Here is a 23100-nt window from a genome sequence, read left to right as displayed (position 1 = left end):
AGCGCCCGAGGGCGTCTTCGCTAGAGAAAGCAGTTTGCGTGCCAGCCGCTGCGCCATTTCCCGCCGCCCGGCGCCAGCACGGTGCATGCTTGTAGCACCGCGATGTTGCCGGCGTTTGATGCGCTGTTCGCCCGGTACGCGACAGCTCGGGCGGCTCGAAGCACCACAGCGGTGCATCCTAGCGCACCAATTCGGTTCTTATCAATGCACCAAACTGGGATAGGCCGGATTTCAGCGCGGCATAGGCTTCACGCAGGGCCTCGGGCGGCAGTTCCGGGCCGGCCTTGACGCCCAGCTCGATATGGCGCCCCCATTCCGGATGGTCGACGCTGGGCAGGCTGAACACCTTGACGCCGGCGAACTCCGCCTCGATGTGCTCCATCAGCGGGGTCAGGGTGGCCTCCATCGCGCCGGCCACGATCAGCGACAGCTCGCGCACGCCGCTGGCACGGTGCAGCTCGGCATGGCGCTCGTCCAGCACCCATTCCATCATCGGGTGCGCCATCACCGGAAAGCCCGGCACGAAGTAGACGCTGCCGACGAAGAAGCCCGGGATCTGGTTGTAGGGATTCGGGATCAGCTCGGCGCCGGCCGGGAAGCGCCCCATCTCGAAGCGGCGCTGGCTGTCCGGATGCGCGGCGTCGGCCGCCTGGCCCTGCTCCGCCGCCAGCTGCTGGATGCGCTGCCAGATCAGCTCGCGCGCGTCCGGATGGATCAGCAGCTCGCGCTCCAGCGCGGCGGCCGCGGCCTGGCGCGTGTGGTCGTCCGGCGTGGCACCGATGCCGCCGCAGCTGAGCACCAGGTCGCCGCTGGCGAAGGCGCGCCTGAGCGCCGCGGTGAGGCGCTCGCGATCGTCGCCGACATATTCGGCCCAGGCCAGCGAGAGGCCGCGCGCGGCCAGCAGCTCGATGAATTTCGCCAAATGCTTGTCCTGGCGCTTGCCGGACAGGATCTCGTCGCCCACGACGATCAGGCCGATGTTCCTTGTCGTCATCGCTCGCGCTCAGGGCATCTGGTAGGGCGGCAGCTGGGGCGGCGTCGCCTCGGGTGGCGGCACCTGCTCGACGGGCGGCACCACCGCCGGCTCGGCCGCGCGCAGCGCGGCCAGCGCGGCCAGCGCGTAATGCGCGAACCACAGGGTCGAGAAGGCGAACACCAGGGTGTAGAGCCAGACCGTCAGCACCACCAGCACCGGCGCGAACACCACGGTCAGCATGCTGAAGGCCCAGATCAGCGAGGGCGCGGCGCCCAGATAGCCGGTGATCACGCCCATGCCCAGCAGCGGCAGGCGATGCTCGCGCATCAGGCGCTTGCGCTCCGCGGCCGAGGCATGCTCGGCCAGCACGTCGAAGGCAAAGACACGGTAGGACAGCCAGCCCCAGATCAGCGGCGGCAGCACCAGCACCAGCGGCGGGATCAGCCAGAAGGGCATGCTGAGGAACAGCGCCAGCAGCGCGCCGACCGAGCACAGCAGCGACCAGGCCAGGCCCTGCCACCAGCTGGCGCCGCGCTTGCGCTCGAGCTGCGGGAAGCGGCGCTCGGCCACCAGCGCCACCACCGAGGGCGTCATCAAGAGCGCCACCAGCACCAGGCTCAGCACCAGCACCACCGGCACGGCCATCGCGATCACCAGGGCCGGCGCGATCACGCTGCGAAAGCCCTCCCCGCCCATGCTGGCCAGCCAGCGCAGCAGGCTCTCGACCAGCAGCCAGGATTCCAGGGTGGCGCGCACGCCATCGACCGCCGCCTCCCAGAAGAAATAGGCCAGGCCGACCGTCAGCCCGGCCGCGATCAGCAGCGGCAGCAGCGACAGCCCGATCACACGCGGATGCAGGCAATAGGCGGCGGCGCGCCAGCAGGCATCGGCCAGGCGGCCCATGGTGTTCACCATCGTCGGGGTCTTTCTTCTTGCAAGGCGTGAAAGCCTGCAAGCATACCCGTCAGCGCCGCGGCAGCAGCCGACCCGCCAACCGCGTCAGGCCCAGCCATTGCTGGGCCCAGAAGCCGCGGCCATAGTCGCGGCCGCCTTCTTCCGGCAGCTGGTCGCGGATGCCGGTCGGGTCATAGCGCAGCTGCCAGTCGGCGGTGCCGAACAGCTGGTCCCAGATCGGGAACAGCACCGCGAAGTTGCAGCCGCCCAGGGTGCCGCGGCCCGCGGCCGACTCATGGCCGATGCCGATCGAATGGTGGCGGCGATGAAAGCGCGGGCTCACCAGCACCCGCTCCAGCAGCGGGCCGAACCACAGCCGCGTGTTCGCGTGCGACAGGCTCTCCAGCAGCTGCGACAGCGCCACCAGCAGCACGAACTGGCCCGGCTCGACGCCGATGAAGCGCGCCAGCAGCACGATGGCCGCATCCATCAGCACATCGTCGAGCAGGTGGTTGCGGTTGTCGCTCCACAGGGTCATCTGGCGCTGGCTGTGGTGCAGCGCATGCAGCTGCCACCACCAGTGGAACTGGTGCTGGGCGCGGTGCAGCCAGTAGTTGACGAAGTCGAACACCAGCAGGTAGAGCAGGAAGCTGACCCAAGCGATGTCGGTCACGCCGGGCCACAGCGCATCGAGCTGGAAGCTGGGCACGCCGGCCAGACGCAGCTCGCCCGACAGCGCGTCCCACAGCGGATCGATCGCGAAGAACATCGCGACGCGGAACAGGCCCAGGCGATGGATCAGGGTATAGATCACGTCCACCCGTACCGCCGGCCGGTCCGTCACCGCTTCCACCGGGCGCCAGCGCTCCAGCGCCTTGAACAGGGTCAGCATCACCGCGATCTGGATCAGGCCCACCAGCAGCCAGCCGGTCGCGGCATAGCCGTCCTCCAGCAGATTGCCCAGGCCCAGCGCGAACAGCAGCGGCTGCAGCAGCTGCTCGAACAGCCACTGCTGGGCCAGGTCGAAGTACTCGCTCAGGAGGTCCATCGCATCAGGGATTGGGGCGGCTTGCCGCCATCAGCTTCGCATGACGGGGATGTTCGCGCAGCGGCGCGAAGCACATGCCCTTGGCCTTCAGGCCCTCGATCAGCGGCTCCAGCACCGCCGGCGCCCAGGCCTCCTGGCGCGACCAGATGCCCAGATGCGCCAGCAGGATGTCGCCGGGCCGGATGTCGCGCAGGGCCTTGGCCAGCAGCCGGGCGTTCGGGTAGCGCTCGCTGTTCAGTTCGTCGCCCAGGAAGCCGGCCGGGCTCCAGCCCACATGCTCGAAGCCGCAGGCGCGCGCCGCGTCCAGCAGGGCCTTCGAGGCCTTGCCGCCCGGGGCGCGGAAGATCGGCGCCATCTCGCGCCCGGTCATGGCCTTGAAGCGCTGCGCCGGCTTCTTCAGCTCCTCGCAATACTGCGCGGCGCTCAGCTCGCGAAAACGCGCCGGCTGCTCACCGGCCTGGGTGCGGAAGCGAAAGCGCGGAGACCCGCCAGGGGCCGTCGGCAGGTCGGCGACCCAGATGTCATGTTCCCAGGTGTGCGAGCCGAAGTCATGGCCCTCGGCCGCACGCTCGCGCCACCAGGGCGCCCATTGCTCATCCAGGCTGCTGCCGCCGTTCAGGGTCGGCTCGTCGGCCAGGAAGAAGCTCAGCTTCAGCTGATGTTTCCGGATCATCTCGGCCACCAGCGGCGCAACGCCCATGTGGCCGGTGTCGAACGTGAGGAACACCGGCTTCTCACCGGGCTGACAAGCCGATGCCCCCAGGTGCGCCACCGCCAGCAGCGCGGCGGCCCAGGCCCGCAGGCTCATCGGGGCGCGTGGTCCAGGGTCCAGACGCCGTGGGGCGACTTGCCGACCTTGACCTTGCGCAGCACCTGGCGCTTGTCGATGTCCACCATCGTGAGCTTGCCGCTCCAGCGCGAGGTGACCAGCAGGGTCTTGCCGTCGGCCAGCACGTCCATGTCGTCCGGGCCGCCGGGGCCGGGCAGTTCGGCCACGACCGTGAAGTCGGACAGCTGGATCTTGCTGATCGTGTTGGCCGCGCGGTTGCTGACGAAGACATGGCGCTTGTCGCCCAGGGCGCGGAAGGAATGCGCGCCCTTGCCGGTCGGCAGGCGCTTGACCAGGCGCGGCTGCGCGCCGGAGACGTCATAGACCTCGACCACCGAATCGCCGGTCAGCGCCACCAGCAGATGCTTGTCGTCCGGCGTCAGGTAGACGTCGGCCGGCATCTTGCCGACCTTGATCTTCCAGCGCGGCGCCTGGTCGGCCAGGCCGATCGCCATCAGCTCGTCGCTGTCCTGCAGCGAGACATAGAGCACCGTGCTCTTGCTGTCGATGAAGAGATGGCTGGGCGTCTTCGGCGCCTCGACCCGCTTGACCAGTTGCAGCGGCTTGGCCGCGTCGCCCGGCACCCAGCGGTAGAAGGCCACATGGTCCAGCCGGTTCGCCGCGGTGACGAACCATTTCATGTCCGGCGAGAAGCGCAGATGGTAGGGATCGCTGATGCCCTGCAGCACGCGCTGCACCTGGGCCGTGCGCGGATCGATGAAGGTCAGCGAATCGCCCAGCGCATTCGCCACCACCAGCGACTTCTCGTCCGGCGTCAGGTAGAGGTGGTGCGGCTCCTTGCCGGTGGGGATGCGCTTGGTCTGCGTGAAGCTGACCGGGTCGACCACGCTGATGTCGGCGTCCAGCGAGTTCAGCACGAAGATCGGGCTGCTCGCCCGCGCCGCCGTCGTCGCCGCGCACAGGGAAGCGCCCAGCAGCGCCAGGGCCGCGAGGCGCGGCCGGGAAGTCAGGAAGGTCAACAAGCTAATTCTTTCCTCGGATTCGGGCCGCCCGCACCCCAAAACAAAAGGGCAGCGCCAACGGCACTGCCCCGAAGTGTAGGCGCCGGCGGCTTGCCGGCGTCTTAAGCCGCATCAATCCGGTCGGACGCGACCGAAGATGTTTTTCCTTATTCCTCGTCGTCGCCGCCCAGCACCGAGCCGAGCAGGCCGCCGGCCGCGAAGCCGCCCAGCACCGAGCCCTCCTCGCGGCGGCCGCCGTTCTGCGGCGCGGCCGCGAAGATGCGCGAGGCCAGGCGCGAGAACGGCAGGCTCTGCAGCCAGACCTCGCCGGGGCCGGTCAGCTTGGCCAGGAACAGGCCCTCGCCGCCGAACAGCGCGGTCTTGATCTTGCCGACATACTGGATCTCGAAATCGACGCTGGGCGTGTAGGCCACGACACAGCCGGTGTCCACCAGCAAGGTCTGGCCCGGCTGCAGGGTGCGGCGCACGACGGTGCCGCCGGCATGCACGAAGGCCAGGCCGTCGCCGTCCAGCTTCTGCATGATGAAACCCTCGCCGCCGAAGAAACCGGTGCTGAGCTTCTGCTGCAGCGCGATGCCCAGCGAGACGCCGCGGGCCGCGCACAGGAAGGCGTCCTTCTGGCAGATCAGGGTGCCGCCCAGCTGGCGCAGGTCCATCGGCAGGATCTTGCCGGGATAGGGGGCGGCGAAGGCCACGCGCTGCTTGGCGCCGGCGTTGTTGGTGTAGATGGTCGTGAACAGCGACTCGCCGGTGATCAGGCGCTTGCCGGCGCCCAGCAGCTTGCCGAAGAAGCCGCCTTGGCTGGCCGAGCCGTCGCCGAACACCGTGTCCATCGAGATGCCGGCGTCCATGAACATCATGCTGCCGGCCTCGCCGATCGCCGCCTCGCCGGGGTCGAGTTCGACCTCGACGTACTGCATCTCGCTGCCCTTGATCTCGTAGTCCACCACGTCCATCGCCATATCGCTCATCTCCCGGCCGAAGCCCAACATCAAAACGGTCGCGATGGTAACCAATCTTGGCTGCCTATACTGGCTCCCCATGAACGAAGCGAGCAGCAGCAGCCCCGTCTCCGCCCTGCCGGACCTGAAGCCGGGGGACAGTTATGTGCAGTCGTTCGCCCGCGGCCTGGCGGTGATCCGCGCCTTCAGCGCCGAGGCGCCGCGCCAGACCCTGACCGAGGTGGCCAAGCGCTGCGGCCTGACCCGCGCCGGCGCGCGCCGCATCCTGCTGACCCTGGAGACGCTGGGCTATGTGAGGAGCGACGGCCGGCTGTTCTATCTGACGCCGAAGATCCTGGACCTGGGCTTCGCCTACCTGTCCTCGCAGCCGCTGTGGCAGTTCGCCGAGCCGGTGATGCAGACCCTGGTGGCCGACCTGAAGGAGAGCTGCTCGGCCGCGGTGCTGGAGGGCGGCGACATCGTCTATGTGCTGCGCGTGCCGGCCCGCAAGATCATGAGCATCAACCTGGGCCTGGGCAGCCGGCTGCCGGCCTGGTGCACCTCGATGGGCCGGGTGCTGCTGGCGGCGCTGCCGCCCGAAGAGCTGGAGGCGCATCTGCGCCTGGTGCAGCTGCAGGCCCATACCGCGCGCACCGTCGCCAACCTGGACGAGCTGCGCCTGCGCATCGCGGCGGCGCGCGAGCAGGGCTGGTGCCTGGTCAATCAGGAACTGGAGGAAGGCCTGGTCTCGCTGGCCGCGCCGATCGTCGACCGCCATGGCCGCACCATCGCGGCGCTGAACGTCAGCGCCCAGGTCAACCGCAACCCGCCCGAAAGCCTGCTGGCCCAGCATCTGCCGCGGCTGCTGGAGGCGGCGCAGAACATTTCGCGGCTGTTGCAGATACGAGCCGTCTGACCAGGAAAGTAAAACCCGGCCAAGCCGGGTAGCACGCACGGTATTCACCCCCACGGAGCCCGAGGATCCGGCTTTGCCGGTCCTGCGGGCTCGCCCCCTTGAGGGGGGCGCGCGAAGCGCGTAGGGGGTGGTCCGTTCACCCCATGTGCAGCCCGCCGTTGCAGGAAAAGTCGGCACCGGTGGTGAAGCCGGAATCGTCGCCGGCCAGCCAGGCGACGATGGCCGCGATCTCCTCGGGCGTGCCCAGGCGCTTGATGGGAATGGTCGCGACGATCTTGTCCAGCACGTCCTGGCGGATCGCCTTGACCATGTCGGTCGCGATATAGCCGGGGCTGACGGTGTTGACCGTCACGCCCTTGGCCGCCACCTCCTGCGCCAGCGCCATCGTGAAACCATGCATGCCGGCCTTGGCAGCGGAGTAGTTGGTCTGGCCGAACTGGCCCTTCTCGCCGTTGACCGAGGAGATGTTGATGACGCGGCCCCAGCCCTGGTCGAGCATGCCGTCGATCACCTGCTTGGTGACGTTGAACATGCTGTCGAGATTGGTCGACATCACCGCCTGCCAATCGGCCAGGCTCATCTTGCGGAACTGCCCGTCGCGGGTGATGCCGGCGTTGTTGACCAGCACGCTGATCACGCCATGCTCGGCCTTGACCTTGTCGAAGGCGGCGACGGTGGAGTCCCAGTCGGCCACATTGCCGACCGAGGCATGGAAGGTGTAGCCCAGCGCGGCCTGCTCGCTGAGCCATTTGTCGTAGTCGCGGCTCGGCCCGCAGCCGGCGATGACCTTGAAGCCCTCTTTGTGCAGACGCTGGCACATCGCGGTGCCGATGCCGCCCATGCCGCCGGTCACATAGGCGATTTTCTGTTGGCTCATAACTAACTCCTTTGCCTCCACGGCTTGCTATGTAAGGAGCGCCGGCAGCCGCAAGCCGGCGTCTCCACTACACCCAGGCTCCCGCAGCCCCGGCAGCTGGTCAAGCGGGTTGGCCCTGAGTGCACTCCCAGAAAACCAGGGCCATTCTTTTGGCCCGAGCCGACGCCCTCGAGAGCGTCCGCCCGACGATCAGCGCTCGACGGTCAGGGCCACGCCCATGCCGCCGCCGATGCACAGCGAGGCGATGCCCTTCTTGGCGTCGCGCTTGACCATCTCGTGCAGCAGGGTGACCAGGATGCGCGCGCCGGAGGCACCGATCGGATGGCCCAGCGCGATCGCGCCGCCGTTGACGTTGACCTTGCTCAGGTCCCAGCCCATCTCCTGGTGCACCGCGCAGGCCTGGGCCGCGAAGGCCTCGTTGATCTCCAGCAGGTCCAGATCCTGCGGCTTCCAGCCGGCGCGCTCCAGCGCCTTCTTCGCGGCCGGCACCGGGCCCATGCCCATGAGGGCCGGATCCAGGCCCGCCGAGGCATAGGAGGCTATGCGCGCCAGCGGCGTCAGGCCGAGGCTGGCCGCCTTCTTGGCGCTCATCACGACCAGGCCGGCGGCGCCGTCGTTCAGGCCCGATGCATTGCCCGCGGTCACGCTGCCGGCCTTGTCGAAGGCCGGGCGCAGGCCCGCGAGCGCCTCGGCATTTGTCTTGCGGTTGATGAACTCGTCCTTGTCGAAGACGATGGGATCGCCCTTCTTCTGCGCGATGCTGAAGGGCACGATCTCGTCGTTGAAGCGGCCGGCGTCCTGCGCGGCGGCGGCCTTGAGCTGCGAGGCCAGCGCCAGCGCGTCCTGCGCCTCGCGGCTGACGCCATGCTTCTTGGCCACGTTCTCGGCCGTGATGCCCATGTGGTACTGGTTGTAGACGTCCCACAGGCCGTCGACGATCATCGTGTCCACCAGCTTCCAGTCGCCCATGCGCTGGCCGTCGCGCGAGCCCGGCAGCACATGCGGCGCCAGGCTCATGCTCTCCTGGCCGCCGGCGATGATGATCTCGCTGTCGCCGTCGCGGATCGCCTGCGCGGCCAGCATCACGGCCTTCAGGCCCGAGCCGCAGACCTTGTTGATCGTCATCGCCGGGATGGTGTTGGGCAGGCCCGACTTGATGACGGTCTGGCGCGCCGGGTTCTGGCCGGTGCCGGCCTGCAGCACCTGGCCCAAGATCAGCTCGCCGACCTGGCCGCCTTCCAGCTGGGCGCGGCGCAGCAGGTCCTGCACCACCGCGGCACCCAGCTCGCTGGCGGGGGTCTTGGCGAGCGTGCCGCCGAACTTGCCGATGGCGGTACGGGCCGCCGCGACGATCACGATGTCGGTAGTCATTGTCTTCTCCGGTGGTGAGCCCTCAGGCTCTGGTCTTCACATAGCGGCCGGGCGCCGGCTCGATGGCCTTGTGCGTGCGGTTGCCGGGTGTCTTGGGGGCGGGCTTGTGCGCGCCGGCATGGCCGGCCAGCCAGGCGGCCCAGTCGGGCCACCAGCTGCCGGCATGCTCGGTCGCGCCGTCCAGCCAGGCATTGGCATCGGGCGGCAGCGCCGCTCCCTTGCCGATCCAGTGGCTGCGCTTCTTCTTGGCCGGAGGGTTGATCACGCCGGCGATATGGCCGGAGGCACCCAGCACGAAACGCTTCTTGCCGCTGAACACCTGGGTCGAGCGGTAGGCGCTGTCCCAGGGCACGATGTGATCCTCGCGCGAACCGTAGATATAGACCGGCGCCTTGATCTGGCCCAAGTCGATCGCCTCGCCGCAGACCGTCAGCCGGCCCGGGATCTTCAATTCGTTCTGCAGATAGGTGTGGCGCAAATACCAGCAATACATCGGGCCCGGAAGATTGGTCGAATCACCGTTCCAGTAGAGCAGATCGAAAGCCGGCGGGGCCTCCCCTTTCAGGTAGTTGCCAACGACATAGTTCCACACCAGATCATTCGGGCGCAGGAAGCTGAAGGTGGTGGCCAGCTCCTGGCCATGCAGCAGACCCGGGCCCTTCGGGCTCTGCGCGCCGATCGTCATCTCGCGCAGCTGCACCGAGGCCTCGTCGACGAACAGGTCCAGCACGCCGTTGCTGCTGAAGTCGATCAGCGTCGTCAGCAGGGTCACGCTCTCGGCCGGCTGCTGGCCGCGCGCGGCCAGCACCGCCAGCGCGGTCGCCAGGATGGTGCCGCCGACACAGAAACCCAGGGTGTTGATGGTCTGGGTGCCGGCGATCTCGCGCACGGTCTCGATTGCGGTGATCGCCGCCCGCTCGATATAGTCGTCCCAGGTCCAGCTCTTGCAGCTCTCGTCCGGATTGCGCCAGCTCACCACGAAGGTGCGATGGCCCTGCTCCACCGCATAGCGGATCAGCGAGTTCTCCGGCTGCAGGTCGAGGATGTAGTACTTGTTGATGCAGGGTGGCACCAGCAGCAGCGGCCGCTCATGCACCTGGGCCGTCAGCGGCTTGTATTCGAGCAGTTGGAACAGCTCGTTCTCGAACACCACATGGCCCTCGCTGGTCGCGACATTGCGCCCCACCTCGAAGGCGCTCTCGTCGGTCTGCGACAGATGGCCGCGCTGCATGTCGGCCCACAGCAGCTGCAGGCCCTTGGCGATGCTCTCGCCCTGGCTGTCCAGCGCCAGGCGCTGCGCCTCGGGGTTCAGCGCCAGGTAGTTGCTCGGCGCGGCCGCGTCGACGAACTGCTGCACCGCGAAGCGCAGGCGCGCGCGGGTCTTCTCGTCGCCCTCGACCTGCTCGGCCATGCTCTGCAGGGTCCTGGCGTTCAGCAGATAGAGCTGGGCCATGAAGGCGCTGGCCGGGTTCGCCTGCCAGGCCGCGCCGGCGAAGCGCCGGTCGGCGCTGGCGCCGGTCTCGCCCTGCAGGGCCCTATTCCACAGCTCGGAGGCCTGTTTCAGGTAGTCGGCCTGCAGATGGCTCCAGGCACTCACCGGCACCTGCAGGCCGGCCAGGTTCTTCATCAGCTGTTCGGCCGCGGTCTGCGGCGTCTCGGGATGGGCGGCAGCGGCTGCCGCCCCGGCTTGGGACTTACGCTTCATGTGTCTCCTCGGACCCGGCACCGGCCTGCACCCCATGGTTCGACCGGTTCACCATCGTCAACTCAGCACAGGCAAGAAGCTTGCCACAGCCGGGCCCGCCCATGTTGTACGCTCGCCAAACTATCTTCTGATGACAACGCATGTATCTGGTCGCAATCGGCTGGCTCTATGTGGCGCTGATGATGGCGCTGGCCGAGGCGGTCAGCAGCCAGGGGTCGGTGCTCGGAGCGATCGTCACCTTCCTGTTCTACGGCCTGCTGCCGGTGGCCATCGTGATGTACCTGCTCGGCACGCCGGCGCGGCGCGCCGCACGGCGCCGCGCCGAGGCCGCCGAGCAGCAGCAGGCATCGGCCTCAAGCTCAGCGCAGCCGGATGGCGGCGACCATGCGGCCGCTGGGCTGGCCGTCGACGCGCTCGCGCCGGAACGAAAAGAACCGTGAAGCCTCGCTGAAGGTGCACCAGCCGCCGCCGCCGATGCGGGTCAGCCCGGCCGCGGCCAGGCGCGCGCGCGCCAGCCCGGCCAGGTCGGCGCGCCAGCGCGCTTCGCCCTGGGCATTGGCTCGGTAGACGTAATACGAGGGGTCGCCGCCGCAGGCCGTCAGCACCTCCTCGCCGACCTCGAAGGCCTCGGCCCCGATGCAGGCGCCCAGCCAGGCCTGGACCTGGTCGGCACGGCAGCCGGTGGCCGCGCGCAGCGCCGCCACCGTGTTCTCCAGCACCCCGCCGGCCAGGCCGCGCCAGCCGGCATGGGCCCCGCCGACCGCACCCGGCGCCGCGAACAGCACCGGCAGGCAGTCGGCCACCTGGATCGCGACCGCCAGTTCCGCGTTGGTGCTGATCGCCGCATCGGCCGACGGCGCCTCATCGGCCAGATGCTCGCGCCGCAAGTGCAGCACCTCGGCGCCATGCACCTGGCGCAGGAACACCGGCGTCGCGCCCAGCGCCCGCGCGACGCGCGCGCGGTTCTCGGCCACCGCGGCCGGATCGTCGGCCACCGCGCGGCCGACATTCATGCTCGCGTAGGCGCCGCCGCTGACGCCGCCGGCGCGCGTGGTCATGAAGGCCAGGCTCTGCGGCGCGTCCCAGTCGGGGCGCAGCCAGTCGGGATGCGGAACGGCCTGGTTCATTCCGCGTCCGGGCAGGCCGATGGCTGGGCCTGCTGGAAGGCCTCGTGCTGCATGCAGTTGGCGAAGATGCGCATCACCTCGGGCACATGGTCCAGCCTGCAGCCGAAGCGCTGGGCATTGAAGATCTGCGGCACCAGCACGCAATCGGCCAGGGTCGGGCTGTCGCCATGGCAGAAGCGGCCGCTGCCGCCATCGGCCAGGCGGCGCTCGACGATGGCCAGGCCCTCCTCGACCCAATGGCGGTACCAGGCGTTCTTCGCCTCCTCGCCGACGCCCAGCTCGCGCACCAGGTAGCGCAGCACGCGCAGGTTGTTGATCGGATGGATCTCGCAGGCGATGTCCTGCGCCAGCGAGCGCACGCGGGCGCGCCCGAGCGCGTCGGCCGGCAGCAGCGGCGGCTCGGGATGCGTCTCGTCCAGGTACTCGATGATGGCCAGCGACTGGGTCAGCACCGCGTCGCCGTCCTTCAGCAGCGGCACCAGCTTGGCCACCGACAGGCTGGCATAGGGTTCGGCCAGCTGCTCGTTCTTGACCAGATGCACCGGCCGGTAGTCGTAGTCCAGGCCCTTCAGCGCCAGCGCGATGCGCACGCGGAAGGAGGCCGAGGAGCGGAAGTAGTTGAAGAGTTCCATGTCTTGGGGTGCCGGGATCGCGCGGGGTCGGCGCGAGGCTTGGGGTTGTCGTGCCCGGATCATGCCACCGGGGCCGGCTACACTGCGGCGCATGTGGCTCACGCGTCGCTTCAAACATTGCCCCAGCTGCGGCGCCGCCGTCGAATACCGCGTGCCCGCCGACGACAACCGCGAGCGCGCGACCTGCACCGCCTGCGGCAGCATCCATTACGAGAACCCGATCAATGTGGTCGGCACCCTGCCCGTCTGGGGCGAGGGGCCCGACGCGAAGGTGCTGCTGTGCAAGCGCGCGATCGAGCCGCGCTACGGCCTGTGGACCCTGCCGGCCGGCTTCCTGGAACTGGGCGAGACCGCGGCCGAGGGCGCACTGCGCGAGACCGACGAGGAGGCCGGTGCACGCATCGAGCTGCTGCCGCTGTACGGCCTGATGAACGTGGTCAAGGTCGGGCAGATCCATCTGTTCTACCGCGCCCGGCTGCTCTCCACCGAGTTCAACCCCGGCCCCGAGACCCTGGAGGCCCGCCTCTTCGGCGAGCATGAGGTGCCCTGGGACGAGCTGGCCTTCCGCACCGTGCGCGAGACCCTGCAGCGCTTCTTCGAGGACCGGCGCCTGGGCCGGCCCTTCGCGCTGCACAGCGCCGACATCATCTAGCGGGGCTCAGTTCCTTGTTTGAGTTGTCGCCCAGGGCCCGGTGATGCCATCCAGCTCGCAGTCCCACAGGGCCTGCACATCCATCGTGTCGGCCACGCCCTCGGCATAGACCTTCAGCGCCAGGCTGCGCAGCATGATCACCATGCCGCGCACGAAGGCCGCGCGCGCCGCGTCGCCCGAGACGCCGACCACCACCGCCGCGTCCAGCTTCACATAGTCCAGCCCGGCCTGGTAGAGCCGGTCCACCTGCGACAGCGCCGGGCCGGCATGCTCCAGGCCCAGCTTGACGCCCAGCGGCCGCAGCTGCCGCCCCATCTCCTGCAGCAGCTCGAAATGCTGGACCGCCGCGCCCTCGCCCAGCTCCAGGCCCAGCTTGCGCGCCGCCTGCGGCGACTGGAACACCAGCTCGCGCAGCCGCGCGACGAAGCCGCCGTCCAGCAGCGAGGCCGGCGCCACATTGACGCAGCGCGGCCGGCCGTCCAGCGCGATCGCCTCCAGCGCCAGCGCGGTGGCATGCACGTCCACATCGGCGGTCAGCCGGCTGCGCTGCGCCAGTGGCAGCCAGCGCGCCGCGCGCACGAACTCGCCGTCGGCCTCCAGCTGCAGCTGCAGCGGGCATTCCAGATGCAAGACCTGACCCTGCTTGTCGAGCAGCGGGTATTCCTGCAGGCGGCCGCGCCGCGTGTTCAGCGCCTCGGCGATCTGGGCGCGCCAGGCGCGCTCGCCCTGGATCGTCGATTCGCCGGCCGGCATCAGCGCCTCGACGACGAAGCCGCCGCCGCGCGCCTCGGCGCGCGCCAGCGCCGCATCGGCCGACCCGAACCAGTCGCTCAGCGGGCGCTCGCGCGCCAGCTCCACCGCGCCCAGCGCCACCTGGATGCCGGCGCCGAAGCCCGGCAGGCTGGCCTGCAGCGCATCGGCCAGGGCCTGGGCGGTGTCGCGCGCCACGTCCGGCGCGGGCAACCAGAGCGCGAAATCGGCGCCATTCAGGCGCCCGGCCAGGCAGCCCTTGACCCGCTCCGGATAGACCTTGACCGCATGTCCCATCGCCCCCAGCACCTGGTCCACCGCGCTGCGGCCCAGGCTCTGGTTCAGCTGCTCCAGTTCGCGCAGGCGCAGCAGCACCAGGCCACCGCGCGCCGGGCCGTCGTCGCGCGTCAGCGCCGATTCCAGCTCGGCCAGGAAATGCTTGCGGTGGCTCAGCCCGGTCAGCATGTCGCAATGGGCCTGGCGGCGCAGCACCTCGAGCTGCTCGGCCTGGGCCTCGAACATCTGGCGCACCCGCGCCACCATGCTGTTCATCGCCTGCGCCAGCCGCGCCAGCTCCGGCACCTTGGGTTCGTCGACCGTCGTGTAATGGCCCTGCACCAGGTCCTGGGCCTGGGCCACCGCGGCGTCCAGCGGGCGGCGGATGCGCTTGAGCGCCAGATGCGCCACGCCGCCGGCCAGCAGGCCCAGGGCCAGCAGCAGGGCCGCCATGCGCAGGGTCGCGGTCCACAGCTCGTCATGCGCATAAGCGGTCTGGCTCAGCACCTCGACCGAGCCGATCGCCTGCCAGCCATTGGAGAGCTTGGCGGTGCCGGGCGGCGCCTCGATCGGCACCAGCGCGACGAACCAGGCCGGCGCCGTGCTGGCGCGCGCCGGCGCGCGGCGCTCGAACACCAGCTTGCCGTCGGCGCCGCGCCAGAGCAGGCTCTGGTAGAAGCCGGTGTCGAACTGGGCCGAGACCAGCAACTCCATCAGCTGCGCATCGCCGCCCTGCTGCGACATCGCCAGCGCCAGCGCGCCGGCGTTGTCGCTGTTCTTGACCTGCAGCTGGGTCTGCAGCAGCTGGCGCATCGACAAGGTCGAGACCGCCGCGCTGCCGAGCAGCGCGGCCAGCACCACCGCCAGCAGCAGGAACCAGACTTGACGTATCAGCGACATGGCCGCCTTTCCCTTGTGGTTTGCATTAGAACCCCTCCGCCCGGATCTTCGCCAAGGCGTCCCTCCAGATCGACAGCCGCGCCACCGCGCTGCCCGTGCTGCTGCCCCCGGTGCCCTGCCACAGGCCCTCGCTGTTGAAGCTGAACACCGGCGCCAGGTCGGGTCGGGCCGAGGCCGGGCGCACTTCCGGCTGCAGATTGTCCAGAATCAGCGGCTCGGCATTCGGCTGCGCATAGTAGGCCAGCACCATATGGGCCTGCGGCCGGCCATCCAGCATCGCGCGCACATAGACCAGGCGCAGCCGGGCCTCGGGCATGCCGGTGGCCAGCAGGCTGAAGTACTTGGCGATCGCATAGTCCTCGCAATCGCCCTGGCCGCGGTCCAGGGTCTCGAGCGGGCTGGCCCAATAGTCGGGCCGGCCCCAGGTCTCGTTGTCGTCGCGAAAGGCGATGCGCTGGTTGAAGAAGTCGTTGATCGCCTTCAGCCGCGCGGCCTCGTCCTGCGCGCCCTGGCGCTCGACCAGCTGCAGCAGCTGGCGCGCGGCGGCCTGGGTGCGCGGGCCAAAGCGGCCCGCGGCCTCCAGCACCCGCTCGCCGTCCAGCGCCGCAGCAGGCGGCGGTGCGAGCAGCGCCCCCAGCGCCAGGGCCGCGGACAGCGCCAGGCCTGCAAGTGCCGCCAAGCGGTATTCCTGCATGGGAGTTCGCCGGCGGTGACAGAGAGAGGGCTTGGCCTGCGCCATACTTTGCCGCACTTTACAGCGCGCCCGCGTCCCGCCACGGGCCGCAGGCATACTCGAGCCCGGCCATTCGCGGCATATTGCTCGGGGCGGCGAGCGCTGCCTCCCGTCCCCCGCCCATGAACAGCAACACCGTCCTTCAAGTGAAACCTCAGGCCAAGACCCAGGCCGTCATCCGCCAGGAGCTGGAGCAGTCGCGCCGCAACGGCTCACTGCGCCAGATCCAGATTCCACCCTGCCCTGAACTGCTGGCGCGGCTGCAGGCCGCGATGGCCCATGCCGAGCCCGACCTGAACGAGGTGGCGCGCATCGCAGCCAGCGATGTGGCGATGTCCGCCACCCTGCTGCGCACCGCCAACAGCCCGGTCTACAAGGATCCGCAGGGCCTGCCCTGCACCACCGTGGGCCAGGCGATGAACCGCATCGGCCTGGACGAGACCGCCGCGATCATGACCGGCTTCCTGCTGCGCAACACCATCCCGGTCAACAGCCCGCATCTGCTGCGCTTCTGGGAGCGCTCGACCAAGCGCGCGCTGGCCTGCGCCTTCATCGCGCGCCAGCTGCCGGGCCTGTCGCCCGACCTGGCCCATACCTACGGCCTGTTCTGCCATGTCGGCATGCCGGTGCTGCTGCAGAGCGTGCGCGGCTACGGCTCGACCATGGTGGAGGCCGCGGCCCGCATCGACCGCCCCTATATCGCCACCGAGAACGCCAACCACCGCACCGACCATGCGGTGGTCGGTGCGCTGCTGATCCGCGCCTGGAACATGGCACCGGAGCTGATGAGCGCGATCCGCCTGCACCACGATTTCGAATCGCTGGGCGATGCGGCGATCGAACCCGAGGTCCACACCCTGGTCGCGGCCGGCCTGGTGGCCGAGCACCTGATGCGCCGCCACGAGGGCCTGCCCGAGGACCTGGACTGGGCCGCCAACCGCGCCGCCGCGCTGGACTGGCTGCAGATCGGCCCGGACGAGCTGGAGGTCTGGGACGAGCAGCTCAGGTCGGTGCTGGACGAGGCCTGAGCCAGCCGGTCGCCACCACGCTGGCCGCCGCCAGGCCGGCCACCAGCAGCGACACCGCCCACCAGCCCAGCCGCGCCACCAGGGCACCGGCCACCAGCGGGCCAAGCAACAGGCCCAGGTTGTTGCCCTGCATCAGCCAGCCCTGCATCGTGCCCATGCGCTCGCGTGCATGCTGGGCCGCCAGGGTGAACAGGGCCGGCGGGATCAGGCCGCCGAGCGCCGAGAACAGCACCGCCAGCGCGAAGGCCGCACCTGGCGGGAGCGCCCCGGCGAAGATGCCGGCGCCGCTCAGGCCCAGGCCCGCGAAGGCCAGCGCCAGCAGGCGCGGCGCCGCCAGGCCGCGCGCCAGCAGCGCACCCGCCGCCAGATTGCCCGCCGCGCCGACCGCCACCGCCAGCCCGGTCAGCGCGCCGGTGGCCGAGACGCCCAGCCCCCAGCGCGCCCCCAGCAGGGTTGGCAGAAAGCCGAACACCGCGAAGTAGCAGGCGCAGAAGGCCGCGAACAGCAGGCCCAGCAGCCAGGGCATCGCGCTCTTCAGCAGCGCGCCCAACTCGCCGCCCTCAGATCGCGCCGCCACCGGCATCGCCAGGCCGCGGCTACGCAGCGCCAGCGCGCCGGCATAGACCAGCAGGGCCAGCGCGTTCAGCCCCCAGAAGCCGCGCCAGCCCGAGGCCTCCAGCAGCGGCCCGCCCAGCGAGACCAGGGTGATGCCGGCCGGCATGAAGGTGGCCCAGACCGCGAAGGCCGGCCCCGGCTCGCGCCCGGCCAGCACCGCATGGATCAGCGCCGGCGCCGCCACCACCACCGCGACAAAGCCCAGCCCCTCCAGCAATCGGCTCGCCAGCAGCAGCGGGAAACCGCCGTCCAGCGCCGCGGCGGCGCCGGCCAGGCCCTGCACCAAGAGCCCGGCCAGCACCAGCCGGCGCGGCCCCAGGCGGTCCACCACCAGGCCGGCCGCGATGCCGAACAGGGCCCCGACCAGCGCGATGCCCGACAGCAGCCAGGACAGGTCCGACAGCGCCAGCCCCAGCGCGTCGCGCAGCACTGGCAGCGCCAGCGGCACCTTGCCGACCTGACAGGCCGAGACGATGCCCGCGCCCGCCACCCAGCCGACCAGGGCCCAGGGGTAGCCACCCGCGGCGGCGGCCGGCCTCATGCCGACTCCAGGGCCTGGCGCCCCAGCACCAGCTGGCGCGCCAGCGTCGCGACATGGCGGCCCTGGAAGCGCGCGCCGGCCAGCTCGTTGGCGCTCGGCGCGCGGTCGCCGCCCGCACCGTCGTCGGCCAGGGTCGAGGCGCCATAGGGCGTGCCGCCGCTGACCTCGTCCATGCGGTTCAGGCCCTTGAACGCATAGGGCAGGCCGACCAGGAGCATGCCCAGGTGCAGCAGCGGCACCTGGCTGCTCAGCAGGGTGGCCTCCTGGCCGCCATGCTGGCTGCCGGTGGAGGTGAACACGCTGCCCAGCTTGCCGACCAGCGCGTCCTCGGCCCACAGCCCGCCGAGCCGGTCCAGGAAGTTCTTCATCTGCGCGGCCATCAGGCCGAAGCGGGTCGGCGTGCCGATCAGGATCGCGTCGACCTCGCGCAGTTCCTCCACCCGGGCCAGCGGCGCGGCCTGCTCGAGCCGGTAGCCGGCCCGGCGCGCCACGTCCTCCGGCACCAGCTCGGGCACGCGCCGCAGCCACACCTCGGCGCCCGCCGCGCGCGCGCCGGCGGCCACGGCCTCGGCCAGCTGTTCGACATGCCCATAGGACGAGTAGTAGAGAACGAGAACCTTGGCCATCACCGGCACTCCAGAAAACAGATTGAGGCGCGCAATGTCGCCCGCCCGACCGATCTTGAGAACTGCCAGAATTTCGCTAGAACCCATCAACTCAATAGATCAGACCATGCTGGACGCCTTGACCCTGGGCCAGATCCGCACCTTCGTGACCATCGCCGAGGCGGGCAGCTTCCGCGCGGCCGGCACGCGGCTGCGGCGCGCGCAATCGGCCGTCAGCCATGCGGTGGCGGCGCTGGAGGCGGAGCTGGGCGTGACCCTGTTCGAGCGCAGCAGCCGCCGGCCCAGCCTGACGGCCGAGGGTCGGGTCTTGCTTGAGGACGCGCGCGCGGTGCTGCTGAAGCTGGACACCCTGCGCGCCCGCGCCCATGGCTTAGGCGCCGGCGTCGAGCTGGAGCTGGCCCTGGTGGTCGACAGCCTGTTCCCGCTGCCGCTGCTGGGCCGGGTGCTGCGCGCCTGGCGCGCCGAGCTGCCCGAGGTGGGGCTGCGGCTGCGCGTCGAGCCGCTGGGCGCGCCACTGGCGGCGCTGCAGCGCGGCGACTGCGATCTGGCGATCCTGGTCGGGCAGAGCTTCCAGGACCCGCGCGTCGAGCGCGAGGCGCTGATGGAGCTGGCGTTCGTCGCGGTGGCCGCCGCCGACCATGCGCTGGCGCGGCGCGGCGACGATGGCGACGCACTGCCGCTGGGCAGCGCAGTGCTGGCCGACCATCTGCAGATCGTGCAGACCGATCCCTCGCCGCTGTCCGAGGGGCAGGACTTCGGCGTGCTGTCGCCGCGCACCTGGCGGGTCGGCGGCCAGGATGCCAAGCTCGCGCTGATCAGGGCCGGCATCGGCTGGGGACGCATGCCGCTGTGGGCGGTCGAGCAGGAGCTGGCCGCCGGCACGCTGCGGCGCCTGCGCGTGCCGGCGCTGGGGGTGGATGGCGGCAGCCCGACCACGGCCAGCCTGGCGCACCGGATCGACCGGCCGCTGGGGCCGGCGGGCCGCGCACTGCGCGCGGCGCTGCTGCGCCAGATCGGCCCGCGGGCCGACTCCGAACTCAGGCCGGGCTCGACCTGAGGCCGTAGACCTGGGCGCCGACGAACAGGTATTCGGCGCGCAGCACCGCGTCGCCTTTCTCGCCCTCATGGGCGAAGCCCAGTACCGCGATCGCATCGCCGGCCTTGATCTCGGCGACGCCCCAGGCCTGCATGCGCGTCAGCGGCGCCAGCTCGACATGCCAGAGCCGGTCCGAGCGGCGCGGCAGCTGGGCCGCGGCCAAGAGCGCCGGGCCGTCGACCGCGGCGCTCTGTGCCGGCAGGCGGCGCTGCTTCAGGTCGGCCGGCAGCAGGGGCTTGTCGGGCTGCTGCAGGTCCAGCTCGGCGTGGGGATTGCGCCACCAGACCTTGGCGGCGCGGCCCTCCAGCCACAGCGGACGCTGCTGGTCGAAACCGCTCCAGCCGTGGTGGGCGCGGGCCGCCGCCAGCGGCAGCGCGGCCGCGGCGATAAGGAACAGACGTCGGTCCATGGCAAGCCGCCTTTCAGCAAGGAAAAGGAGTCAGACGTACGCGATCCAACGACCGCAGATGATGACAGCGAGCCAAAACCCCAACGACAGCAGGCCCTGGGCGCGCGCCAGCGCATCCGCCGGCTCGACGCGCAGCGCGCCGCGCCAATGGAACCAGGCCGCGTTGAGCCCGGCCGCGGCGATCAGCAGCAGCTTGAGCCGAAAGGCGGCGTTGGCCAGCAGCTCGTCCGGCTGGCTCAGGAACATCGCCAGCCCGGTCAGCGCGCACAGGCCGAAGCCGGCGAGCGCCAGCGGCAGCACCAGCCGCGCCAGCGCGCGCAGCGGCAGCGCCCGCGCCAGGCCCAGCAGCCGCGCCTCGAACACCACCAGGCCGCCGAACAGCAGCGCGATGCCCATCACATGCAGGGACTCCAGCGCCGGGTAGGCCCAGGCCGGTCCCTGCCAGCTCATGATGCCCGCACCGCCACCCGCGCCGCCGCCAGGTCCCAGCGCGCGCAGCCGACGCTCTTGAACACGCGCGTGCGCCCATCGTCGTCCGGGCGCAGGCCCAGCACCAGGTCCTCCAGCGCGGCCTGCGGCTCGAACAGGCCGGCGGCCAGCAGATCGCCGGCCTCGACCTGGGCGCCCGGCGGGTCGTCGACATAGACCTGGGCGCTGCGCAGCAGCTCGGGCGGCAGCTCCACCATGTCATGGCGGAAGGCGCCGACACCGATCACCAGCGTGCCCTCGCCGACGCCGGGGCGCAGCACCGGCACGCGGCTGGTGGTGGCACAGATGATCAGGTCCCAGTCCTGCGTGGCCTGGGCCTCGGCGGCCAGCGGCCGCAGGCCCAGTTCGGCCGCGAAGGCCGGCACCTCCTGATGGCCCTGCACATAGACATCGGCCAGCGGATGCAGCGCGCGCAGGCCCTCGGCATGGGCCCTCGCCTGCACGCCGCCGCCGACGATCAGCACCCGCCGCAGCGGGCCGCGGCCCAGATGCCGCAACGCCAGCAGGCTGACCGCCGCGGTACGCCGCGCGGTCAGCGCCGGGCCGTCGAGCAGGGCCAGGCGTTGCCCGGTGGCGCTGTCCAGCACCACCACCTCGCCGGCGATCGTCGGCAGGCCGCGCGCGGCATTGTGCGGATGCACGGTCACCAGCTTGGTGATGCCGATGCTCTCGCTCAGGCAGGGCATCAGCAGCAGGCTGCCGTCCTCGCTCAGCGGCAGCACGATGCGCGGCGGGCAATGCAGGCGCCCCGCGCGGTGTTCGCGGCAGACCGCCGCGATCTCGTCGAGCAGCGCCTGCCAGGGCAGGGCCGCGGCGGTGGCGGCGGCGTCGAGCGGTTGCATGGGGGCTAAGCCTTCCGGTCCGGTCAGAGGCTGGCCGCGGCGACCAGCAGCATGTAGAGCGCCAGCACCAGCAGCGCCACGCCCAGCAGGGCCACGCAGCGCCAGCCGGCGCTCCAGGGCCCCAGGCCATAGGCGTCGCGCAGCTGCACATAGATATGGCGCGGCGGCCCGAACAGCACAAGCAGCAGGGCCAGGAACTCCCAGCCCAGTGCGCCCAGCACCGCCGCCAGCGACAGCAGCAAGGCCATCGCCGCCAGCGAATAGAGCAGGAACACGGCATGGTCGAACAGGGCCACGCCGCGCCGCCGCGCGAACAGCAGCCACAGGAAGGGCAGCGAGATCGGCACCAGCAGGAAGGCGAACTTGCCGGCGCCGGCCTTCATCTTGTGCAGCATCAGCTCGGGGTTGCGCACCGCCTCCACGATGCGGCGCTCCAGCGCGGGCCGCGCCAGCAGCGGCGAGATCGAAAGCAGCCCCTGGTGCAGCCGCTCCTCGGTGATTGGCGCATCGCTGGTCATCCGCGGCACCGCGGCCGCCTGCTCGCGCGTCGTCTGCGCGTCGCCGCCGGTCAGCGCGAACGTGAAGAACATCAGGAACACCATGAAGAGGAACAGGGCCAGCGGCGAGACATAGCGGGCGCGCTGGCCGTCGATGTAGTCGCGCGTCAGCCGCCCCGGCCGCCACAGCAGCGCCGGCAGGGTGCGCCAGGCCTTGGTCTCGAAATGCAGCAGCCCATGCAAGCTCTCCTCGACCAGATGCGCCAGCGAGCGGTGCACATGGGCCGACTGGCCGCAGCCATGGCAGAACGCGCCCCGCAGCGCGACGCCGCAATTGGCGCAACCGTCCGCTGCGTGCGCCTCAACAATCTTCGCGCCGCTGCTGCTCACAAGCCCTCTGCCTTCATCGTCAGGTCCTCGCCGATGTGTCATACCAGTATCCACGATCACTCTCTTGCATCAGCTAGGACAATCCAGCGATGCCACTGCTGCTACGCCGCCACCGCCTGTTCCTGCTCGCCCTCGTCCTGCTGTCGATCGCGCTGGCCTGGCGCCTGTTCGGCCCCAGCGGCGTGACGGTCGAGGTGACGGCGAAGACCTGGCAGCGCGACATCGAGATCGAGCGCCTGGGCCTGGAGCTCGGCTCGGCCTGGTGCGACGAGCTGCCCGCGCAGGCACAGGACATCGTCCGCCGCCCGCTGCAGGATCCCGAGGGCCGGCGCGGCCTGGCCGAGCATTGCCGTTACCAGGCGCCGCAATGGCGGGCGCGCCGCAGCGAGCGCGCCGAAGGGCAAGACCCGACCCCGCCGCGCTGGCCCGCCGAACCGCGGCTCACCCAAGGCCTGGAACGCAGCGGCGTGCGCCACGAACGCTACGCGCTGCAACTGCGCAGCGCCGACGACGGCCGGCCCTGGACCTGCGAGCTGCCGCAGCCACGCTGGCAGCAGTTCCACACCGGCCAGCGGCTGCGGCTGCAGGTAGATCGGCATGGGGTGGCGGACTGCGGCAGCCTTCGTTAGGCTGAATCGATATTCCGCCAGGCTTGGGCGACCGGCGTGGTGCAGCCCCGGCCCCACCAGCCGCCGGGCTCCGATGCGGGGGTCTTGCCGGCCTGAGGGCCGGCAAGACTGCCCTGTGGTGCTCGCATCGCGGGGCGGGCGCTCAACTCCCTACGCTCGCCTGCGGCTCGCTGCGGTCAGACAGTAGCGCCCAAGTCAGTCCTTGAAGCGCGCGGACGCGCGCGCCCCGCGCCGCTGCGCTCCTCGGCCCCGCAAAGTCGCCCGGCAACTGGCGAGGCCGGGTCTGCAAGCACCATTGTGGTTTGCGAAGAAGTCCTGCGCATCCAGG

At 70.6% G+C, this 23100-nt stretch carries 25 protein-coding genes; 6 read left to right on the top strand and 19 right to left on the bottom strand.

What is annotated here, in order from left to right; all coding sequences use genetic code 11:
- Positions 1-178: 178 nt before the first annotated feature.
- The 6 genes from G8A07_RS07975 to G8A07_RS07950 form a co-directional block, all read right to left on the bottom strand.
- Complete coding sequence (locus G8A07_RS07975; protein WP_195796512.1) at positions 179-994, bottom strand: molybdopterin-binding protein; 816 nt, start codon at positions 992-994, stop codon at positions 179-181.
- A gap of 9 nt (positions 995-1003) precedes the next feature.
- On the bottom strand, positions 1004-1891 hold the full coding sequence (locus tag G8A07_RS07970) for an EI24 domain-containing protein (protein WP_249937264.1): 888 nt from the start codon (positions 1889-1891) through the stop codon (positions 1004-1006).
- A 49-nt stretch (positions 1892-1940) separates the two neighbouring features.
- A complete protein-coding gene (locus tag G8A07_RS07965; protein WP_195796511.1) occupies positions 1941-2918 on the bottom strand; it encodes a sterol desaturase family protein in 978 nt (325 codons plus the stop codon).
- 4 nt (positions 2919-2922) lie between these two features.
- Complete coding sequence (locus G8A07_RS07960; RefSeq protein ID WP_195796510.1) at positions 2923-3726, bottom strand: polysaccharide deacetylase family protein; 804 nt, start codon at positions 3724-3726, stop codon at positions 2923-2925.
- Positions 3723-4718, bottom strand: coding sequence for a YncE family protein (locus tag G8A07_RS07955; protein ID WP_371816454.1), 996 nt, complete (start codon positions 4716-4718; stop codon positions 3723-3725). Before G8A07_RS07955 ends, G8A07_RS07960 begins: the two co-directional genes overlap by 4 nt.
- Before the next feature lie 158 nt (positions 4719-4876).
- Positions 4877-5692, bottom strand: coding sequence for a TIGR00266 family protein (locus G8A07_RS07950; RefSeq protein ID WP_195797659.1), 816 nt, complete (start codon positions 5690-5692; stop codon positions 4877-4879).
- Positions 5693-5771: 79 nt separating this feature from the next.
- Between G8A07_RS07950 and G8A07_RS07945 the strand changes: the two genes are divergently transcribed.
- Positions 5772-6587, top strand: coding sequence for an IclR family transcriptional regulator C-terminal domain-containing protein (locus G8A07_RS07945; RefSeq protein WP_195796509.1), 816 nt, complete (start codon positions 5772-5774; stop codon positions 6585-6587).
- Positions 6588-6723: 136 nt separating this feature from the next.
- Here the strand turns inward: G8A07_RS07945 and phbB are convergent, their stop codons facing one another.
- The 3 genes from phbB to phaC all read right to left on the bottom strand — a co-directional run bounded on the left by phbB (position 6724) and on the right by phaC (position 10462).
- Positions 6724-7464, bottom strand: a complete 741-nt coding sequence (gene phbB, locus G8A07_RS07940; RefSeq protein ID WP_195796508.1) for an acetoacetyl-CoA reductase — start codon at positions 7462-7464, stop codon at positions 6724-6726.
- A gap of 189 nt (positions 7465-7653) precedes the next feature.
- Positions 7654-8835 carry an acetyl-CoA C-acetyltransferase gene (locus G8A07_RS07935; RefSeq protein WP_195796507.1) on the bottom strand — a complete coding sequence of 394 codons (1182 nt, stop codon included), beginning with the start codon at positions 8833-8835 and terminating at the stop codon, positions 7654-7656.
- Between the two features lie 22 nt (positions 8836-8857).
- Entirely contained in the window at positions 8858-10462 is a 1605-nt protein-coding gene (phaC, locus tag G8A07_RS07930; RefSeq protein ID WP_249937344.1) for a class I poly(R)-hydroxyalkanoic acid synthase, read from the bottom strand.
- Between the two features lie 218 nt (positions 10463-10680).
- Between phaC and G8A07_RS07925 the strand changes: the two genes are divergently transcribed.
- Positions 10681-10980, top strand: coding sequence for a hypothetical protein (locus G8A07_RS07925; RefSeq protein ID WP_195796505.1), 300 nt, complete (start codon positions 10681-10683; stop codon positions 10978-10980).
- Here the strand turns inward: G8A07_RS07925 and pgeF are convergent.
- A complete protein-coding gene (gene pgeF / locus G8A07_RS07920) occupies positions 10900-11667 on the bottom strand; it encodes a peptidoglycan editing factor PgeF (RefSeq protein ID WP_195796504.1) in 768 nt (255 codons plus the stop codon). The genes G8A07_RS07925 and pgeF overlap by 81 nt on opposite strands.
- A complete protein-coding gene (gene maiA / locus G8A07_RS07915; RefSeq protein WP_195796503.1) occupies positions 11664-12299 on the bottom strand; it encodes a maleylacetoacetate isomerase in 636 nt (211 codons plus the stop codon). Before maiA ends, pgeF begins: the two co-directional genes overlap by 4 nt.
- Positions 12300-12390: 91 nt before the next feature.
- Between maiA and G8A07_RS07910 the strand changes: the two genes are divergently transcribed.
- The gene (locus G8A07_RS07910; protein ID WP_195796502.1) at positions 12391-12951 is read left to right on the top strand and encodes an NUDIX hydrolase; all 561 of its coding nucleotides are present in this window, start codon (positions 12391-12393) and stop codon (positions 12949-12951) included.
- A 6-nt stretch (positions 12952-12957) separates the two neighbouring features.
- Here G8A07_RS07910 and G8A07_RS07905 read toward each other — a convergent pair whose 3' ends face one another.
- Together G8A07_RS07905 and G8A07_RS07900 are read right to left on the bottom strand one after the other, a co-directional pair.
- Entirely contained in the window at positions 12958-14877 is a 1920-nt protein-coding gene (locus G8A07_RS07905; RefSeq protein WP_195796501.1) for a LapD/MoxY N-terminal periplasmic domain-containing protein, read from the bottom strand.
- Between the two features lie 25 nt (positions 14878-14902).
- Complete coding sequence (locus G8A07_RS07900; RefSeq protein ID WP_249937263.1) at positions 14903-15556, bottom strand: transglutaminase-like cysteine peptidase; 654 nt, start codon at positions 15554-15556, stop codon at positions 14903-14905.
- 176 nt (positions 15557-15732) lie between these two features.
- Between G8A07_RS07900 and G8A07_RS07895 the strand changes: the two genes are divergently transcribed.
- Positions 15733-16638 carry an HDOD domain-containing protein gene (locus G8A07_RS07895; RefSeq protein WP_195796499.1) on the top strand — a complete coding sequence of 302 codons (906 nt, stop codon included), beginning with the start codon at positions 15733-15735 and terminating at the stop codon, positions 16636-16638.
- Here the strand turns inward: G8A07_RS07895 and G8A07_RS07890 are convergent.
- Together G8A07_RS07890 and wrbA are read right to left on the bottom strand one after the other, a co-directional pair.
- On the bottom strand, positions 16613-17794 hold the full coding sequence (locus G8A07_RS07890; RefSeq protein WP_195796498.1) for an MFS transporter: 1182 nt from the start codon (positions 17792-17794) through the stop codon (positions 16613-16615). The two genes, G8A07_RS07895 and G8A07_RS07890, sit on opposite strands and share 26 nt — an antisense overlap.
- On the bottom strand, positions 17791-18420 hold the full coding sequence (gene wrbA, locus G8A07_RS07885) for an NAD(P)H:quinone oxidoreductase (RefSeq protein ID WP_195796497.1): 630 nt from the start codon (positions 18418-18420) through the stop codon (positions 17791-17793). The genes G8A07_RS07890 and wrbA overlap by 4 nt, the downstream gene beginning before the upstream one ends.
- A gap of 106 nt (positions 18421-18526) precedes the next feature.
- Here wrbA and G8A07_RS07880 point away from each other — a divergent pair, with 106 nt between their 5' ends.
- Entirely contained in the window at positions 18527-19477 is a 951-nt protein-coding gene (locus G8A07_RS07880) for a LysR family transcriptional regulator (protein WP_195796496.1), read from the top strand.
- On the opposite strand, the gene G8A07_RS07875 is transcribed toward G8A07_RS07880, so the two are convergent.
- From G8A07_RS07875 to G8A07_RS07860, 4 genes are read right to left on the bottom strand one after another with little or no spacing between them, the layout of a single operon-like run.
- Positions 19458-19925, bottom strand: a complete 468-nt coding sequence (locus G8A07_RS07875) for a DUF6152 family protein (RefSeq protein ID WP_195796495.1) — start codon at positions 19923-19925, stop codon at positions 19458-19460. The two genes, G8A07_RS07880 and G8A07_RS07875, sit on opposite strands and share 20 nt — an antisense overlap.
- Positions 19926-19955: 30 nt before the next feature.
- Positions 19956-20375, bottom strand: a complete 420-nt coding sequence (locus G8A07_RS07870) for a hypothetical protein (protein WP_195796494.1) — start codon at positions 20373-20375, stop codon at positions 19956-19958.
- The gene (locus tag G8A07_RS07865; protein WP_195796493.1) at positions 20372-21256 is read right to left on the bottom strand and encodes a delta(1)-pyrroline-2-carboxylate reductase family protein; all 885 of its coding nucleotides are present in this window, start codon (positions 21254-21256) and stop codon (positions 20372-20374) included. The genes G8A07_RS07870 and G8A07_RS07865 overlap by 4 nt, the downstream gene beginning before the upstream one ends.
- Before the next feature lie 23 nt (positions 21257-21279).
- Complete coding sequence (locus tag G8A07_RS07860) at positions 21280-22143, bottom strand: DUF3667 domain-containing protein (RefSeq protein ID WP_213086251.1); 864 nt, start codon at positions 22141-22143, stop codon at positions 21280-21282.
- Between the two features lie 89 nt (positions 22144-22232).
- Here G8A07_RS07860 and G8A07_RS07855 point away from each other — a divergent pair, with 89 nt between their 5' ends.
- The gene (locus G8A07_RS07855; RefSeq protein WP_195796491.1) at positions 22233-22772 is read left to right on the top strand and encodes a hypothetical protein; all 540 of its coding nucleotides are present in this window, start codon (positions 22233-22235) and stop codon (positions 22770-22772) included.
- Positions 22773-23100 lie beyond the last annotated feature (328 nt).

Origin of the sequence: Roseateles sp. DAIF2 (assembly GCF_015624425.1) — a bacterium.
Taxonomy (GTDB): Bacteria; Pseudomonadota; Gammaproteobacteria; order Burkholderiales; family Burkholderiaceae_C; genus Kinneretia.
The sequence above is the reverse complement of the archived record's forward strand: the minus strand, read 5'-3'. Positions and strand labels throughout refer to the sequence as shown.

Bases quoted from the DNA above. Each gene is read 5' to 3' on its own strand.
- G8A07_RS07975 (WP_195796512.1), bottom strand. From the start codon at position 994: ATGACGACAAGGAACATCGGCCTGATCGTCGTGGGCGACGAGATCCTG.
- G8A07_RS07970 (WP_249937264.1), bottom strand. From the start codon at position 1,891: ATGGTGAACACCATGGGCCGCCTGGCCGATGCCTGCTGGCGCGCCGCC.
- G8A07_RS07965 (WP_195796511.1), bottom strand. From the start codon at position 2,918: ATGGACCTCCTGAGCGAGTACTTCGACCTGGCCCAGCAGTGGCTGTTC.
- G8A07_RS07960 (WP_195796510.1), bottom strand. From the start codon at position 3,726: ATGAGCCTGCGGGCCTGGGCCGCCGCGCTGCTGGCGGTGGCGCACCTG.
- G8A07_RS07950 (WP_195797659.1), bottom strand. From the start codon at position 5,692: ATGGCGATGGACGTGGTGGACTACGAGATCAAGGGCAGCGAGATGCAG.
- G8A07_RS07945 (WP_195796509.1), top strand. From the start codon at position 5,772: ATGAACGAAGCGAGCAGCAGCAGCCCCGTCTCCGCCCTGCCGGACCTG.
- phbB (WP_195796508.1), bottom strand. From the start codon at position 7,464: ATGAGCCAACAGAAAATCGCCTATGTGACCGGCGGCATGGGCGGCATC.
- G8A07_RS07935 (WP_195796507.1), bottom strand. From the start codon at position 8,835: ATGACTACCGACATCGTGATCGTCGCGGCGGCCCGTACCGCCATCGGC.
- phaC (WP_249937344.1), bottom strand. From the start codon at position 10,462: ATGAAGAACCTGGCCGGCCTGCAGGTGCCGGTGAGTGCCTGGAGCCAT.
- G8A07_RS07925 (WP_195796505.1), top strand. From the start codon at position 10,681: ATGTATCTGGTCGCAATCGGCTGGCTCTATGTGGCGCTGATGATGGCG.
- pgeF (WP_195796504.1), bottom strand. From the start codon at position 11,667: ATGAACCAGGCCGTTCCGCATCCCGACTGGCTGCGCCCCGACTGGGAC.
- maiA (WP_195796503.1), bottom strand. From the start codon at position 12,299: ATGGAACTCTTCAACTACTTCCGCTCCTCGGCCTCCTTCCGCGTGCGC.
- G8A07_RS07910 (WP_195796502.1), top strand. From the start codon at position 12,391: ATGTGGCTCACGCGTCGCTTCAAACATTGCCCCAGCTGCGGCGCCGCC.
- G8A07_RS07905 (WP_195796501.1), bottom strand. From the start codon at position 14,877: ATGTCGCTGATACGTCAAGTCTGGTTCCTGCTGCTGGCGGTGGTGCTG.
- G8A07_RS07895 (WP_195796499.1), top strand. From the start codon at position 15,733: ATGAACAGCAACACCGTCCTTCAAGTGAAACCTCAGGCCAAGACCCAG.
- G8A07_RS07890 (WP_195796498.1), bottom strand. From the start codon at position 17,794: ATGAGGCCGGCCGCCGCCGCGGGTGGCTACCCCTGGGCCCTGGTCGGC.
- wrbA (WP_195796497.1), bottom strand. From the start codon at position 18,420: ATGGCCAAGGTTCTCGTTCTCTACTACTCGTCCTATGGGCATGTCGAA.
- G8A07_RS07880 (WP_195796496.1), top strand. From the start codon at position 18,527: ATGCTGGACGCCTTGACCCTGGGCCAGATCCGCACCTTCGTGACCATC.
- G8A07_RS07875 (WP_195796495.1), bottom strand. From the start codon at position 19,925: ATGGACCGACGTCTGTTCCTTATCGCCGCGGCCGCGCTGCCGCTGGCG.
- G8A07_RS07870 (WP_195796494.1), bottom strand. From the start codon at position 20,375: ATGAGCTGGCAGGGACCGGCCTGGGCCTACCCGGCGCTGGAGTCCCTG.
- G8A07_RS07865 (WP_195796493.1), bottom strand. From the start codon at position 21,256: ATGCAACCGCTCGACGCCGCCGCCACCGCCGCGGCCCTGCCCTGGCAG.
- G8A07_RS07855 (WP_195796491.1), top strand. From the start codon at position 22,233: ATGCCACTGCTGCTACGCCGCCACCGCCTGTTCCTGCTCGCCCTCGTC.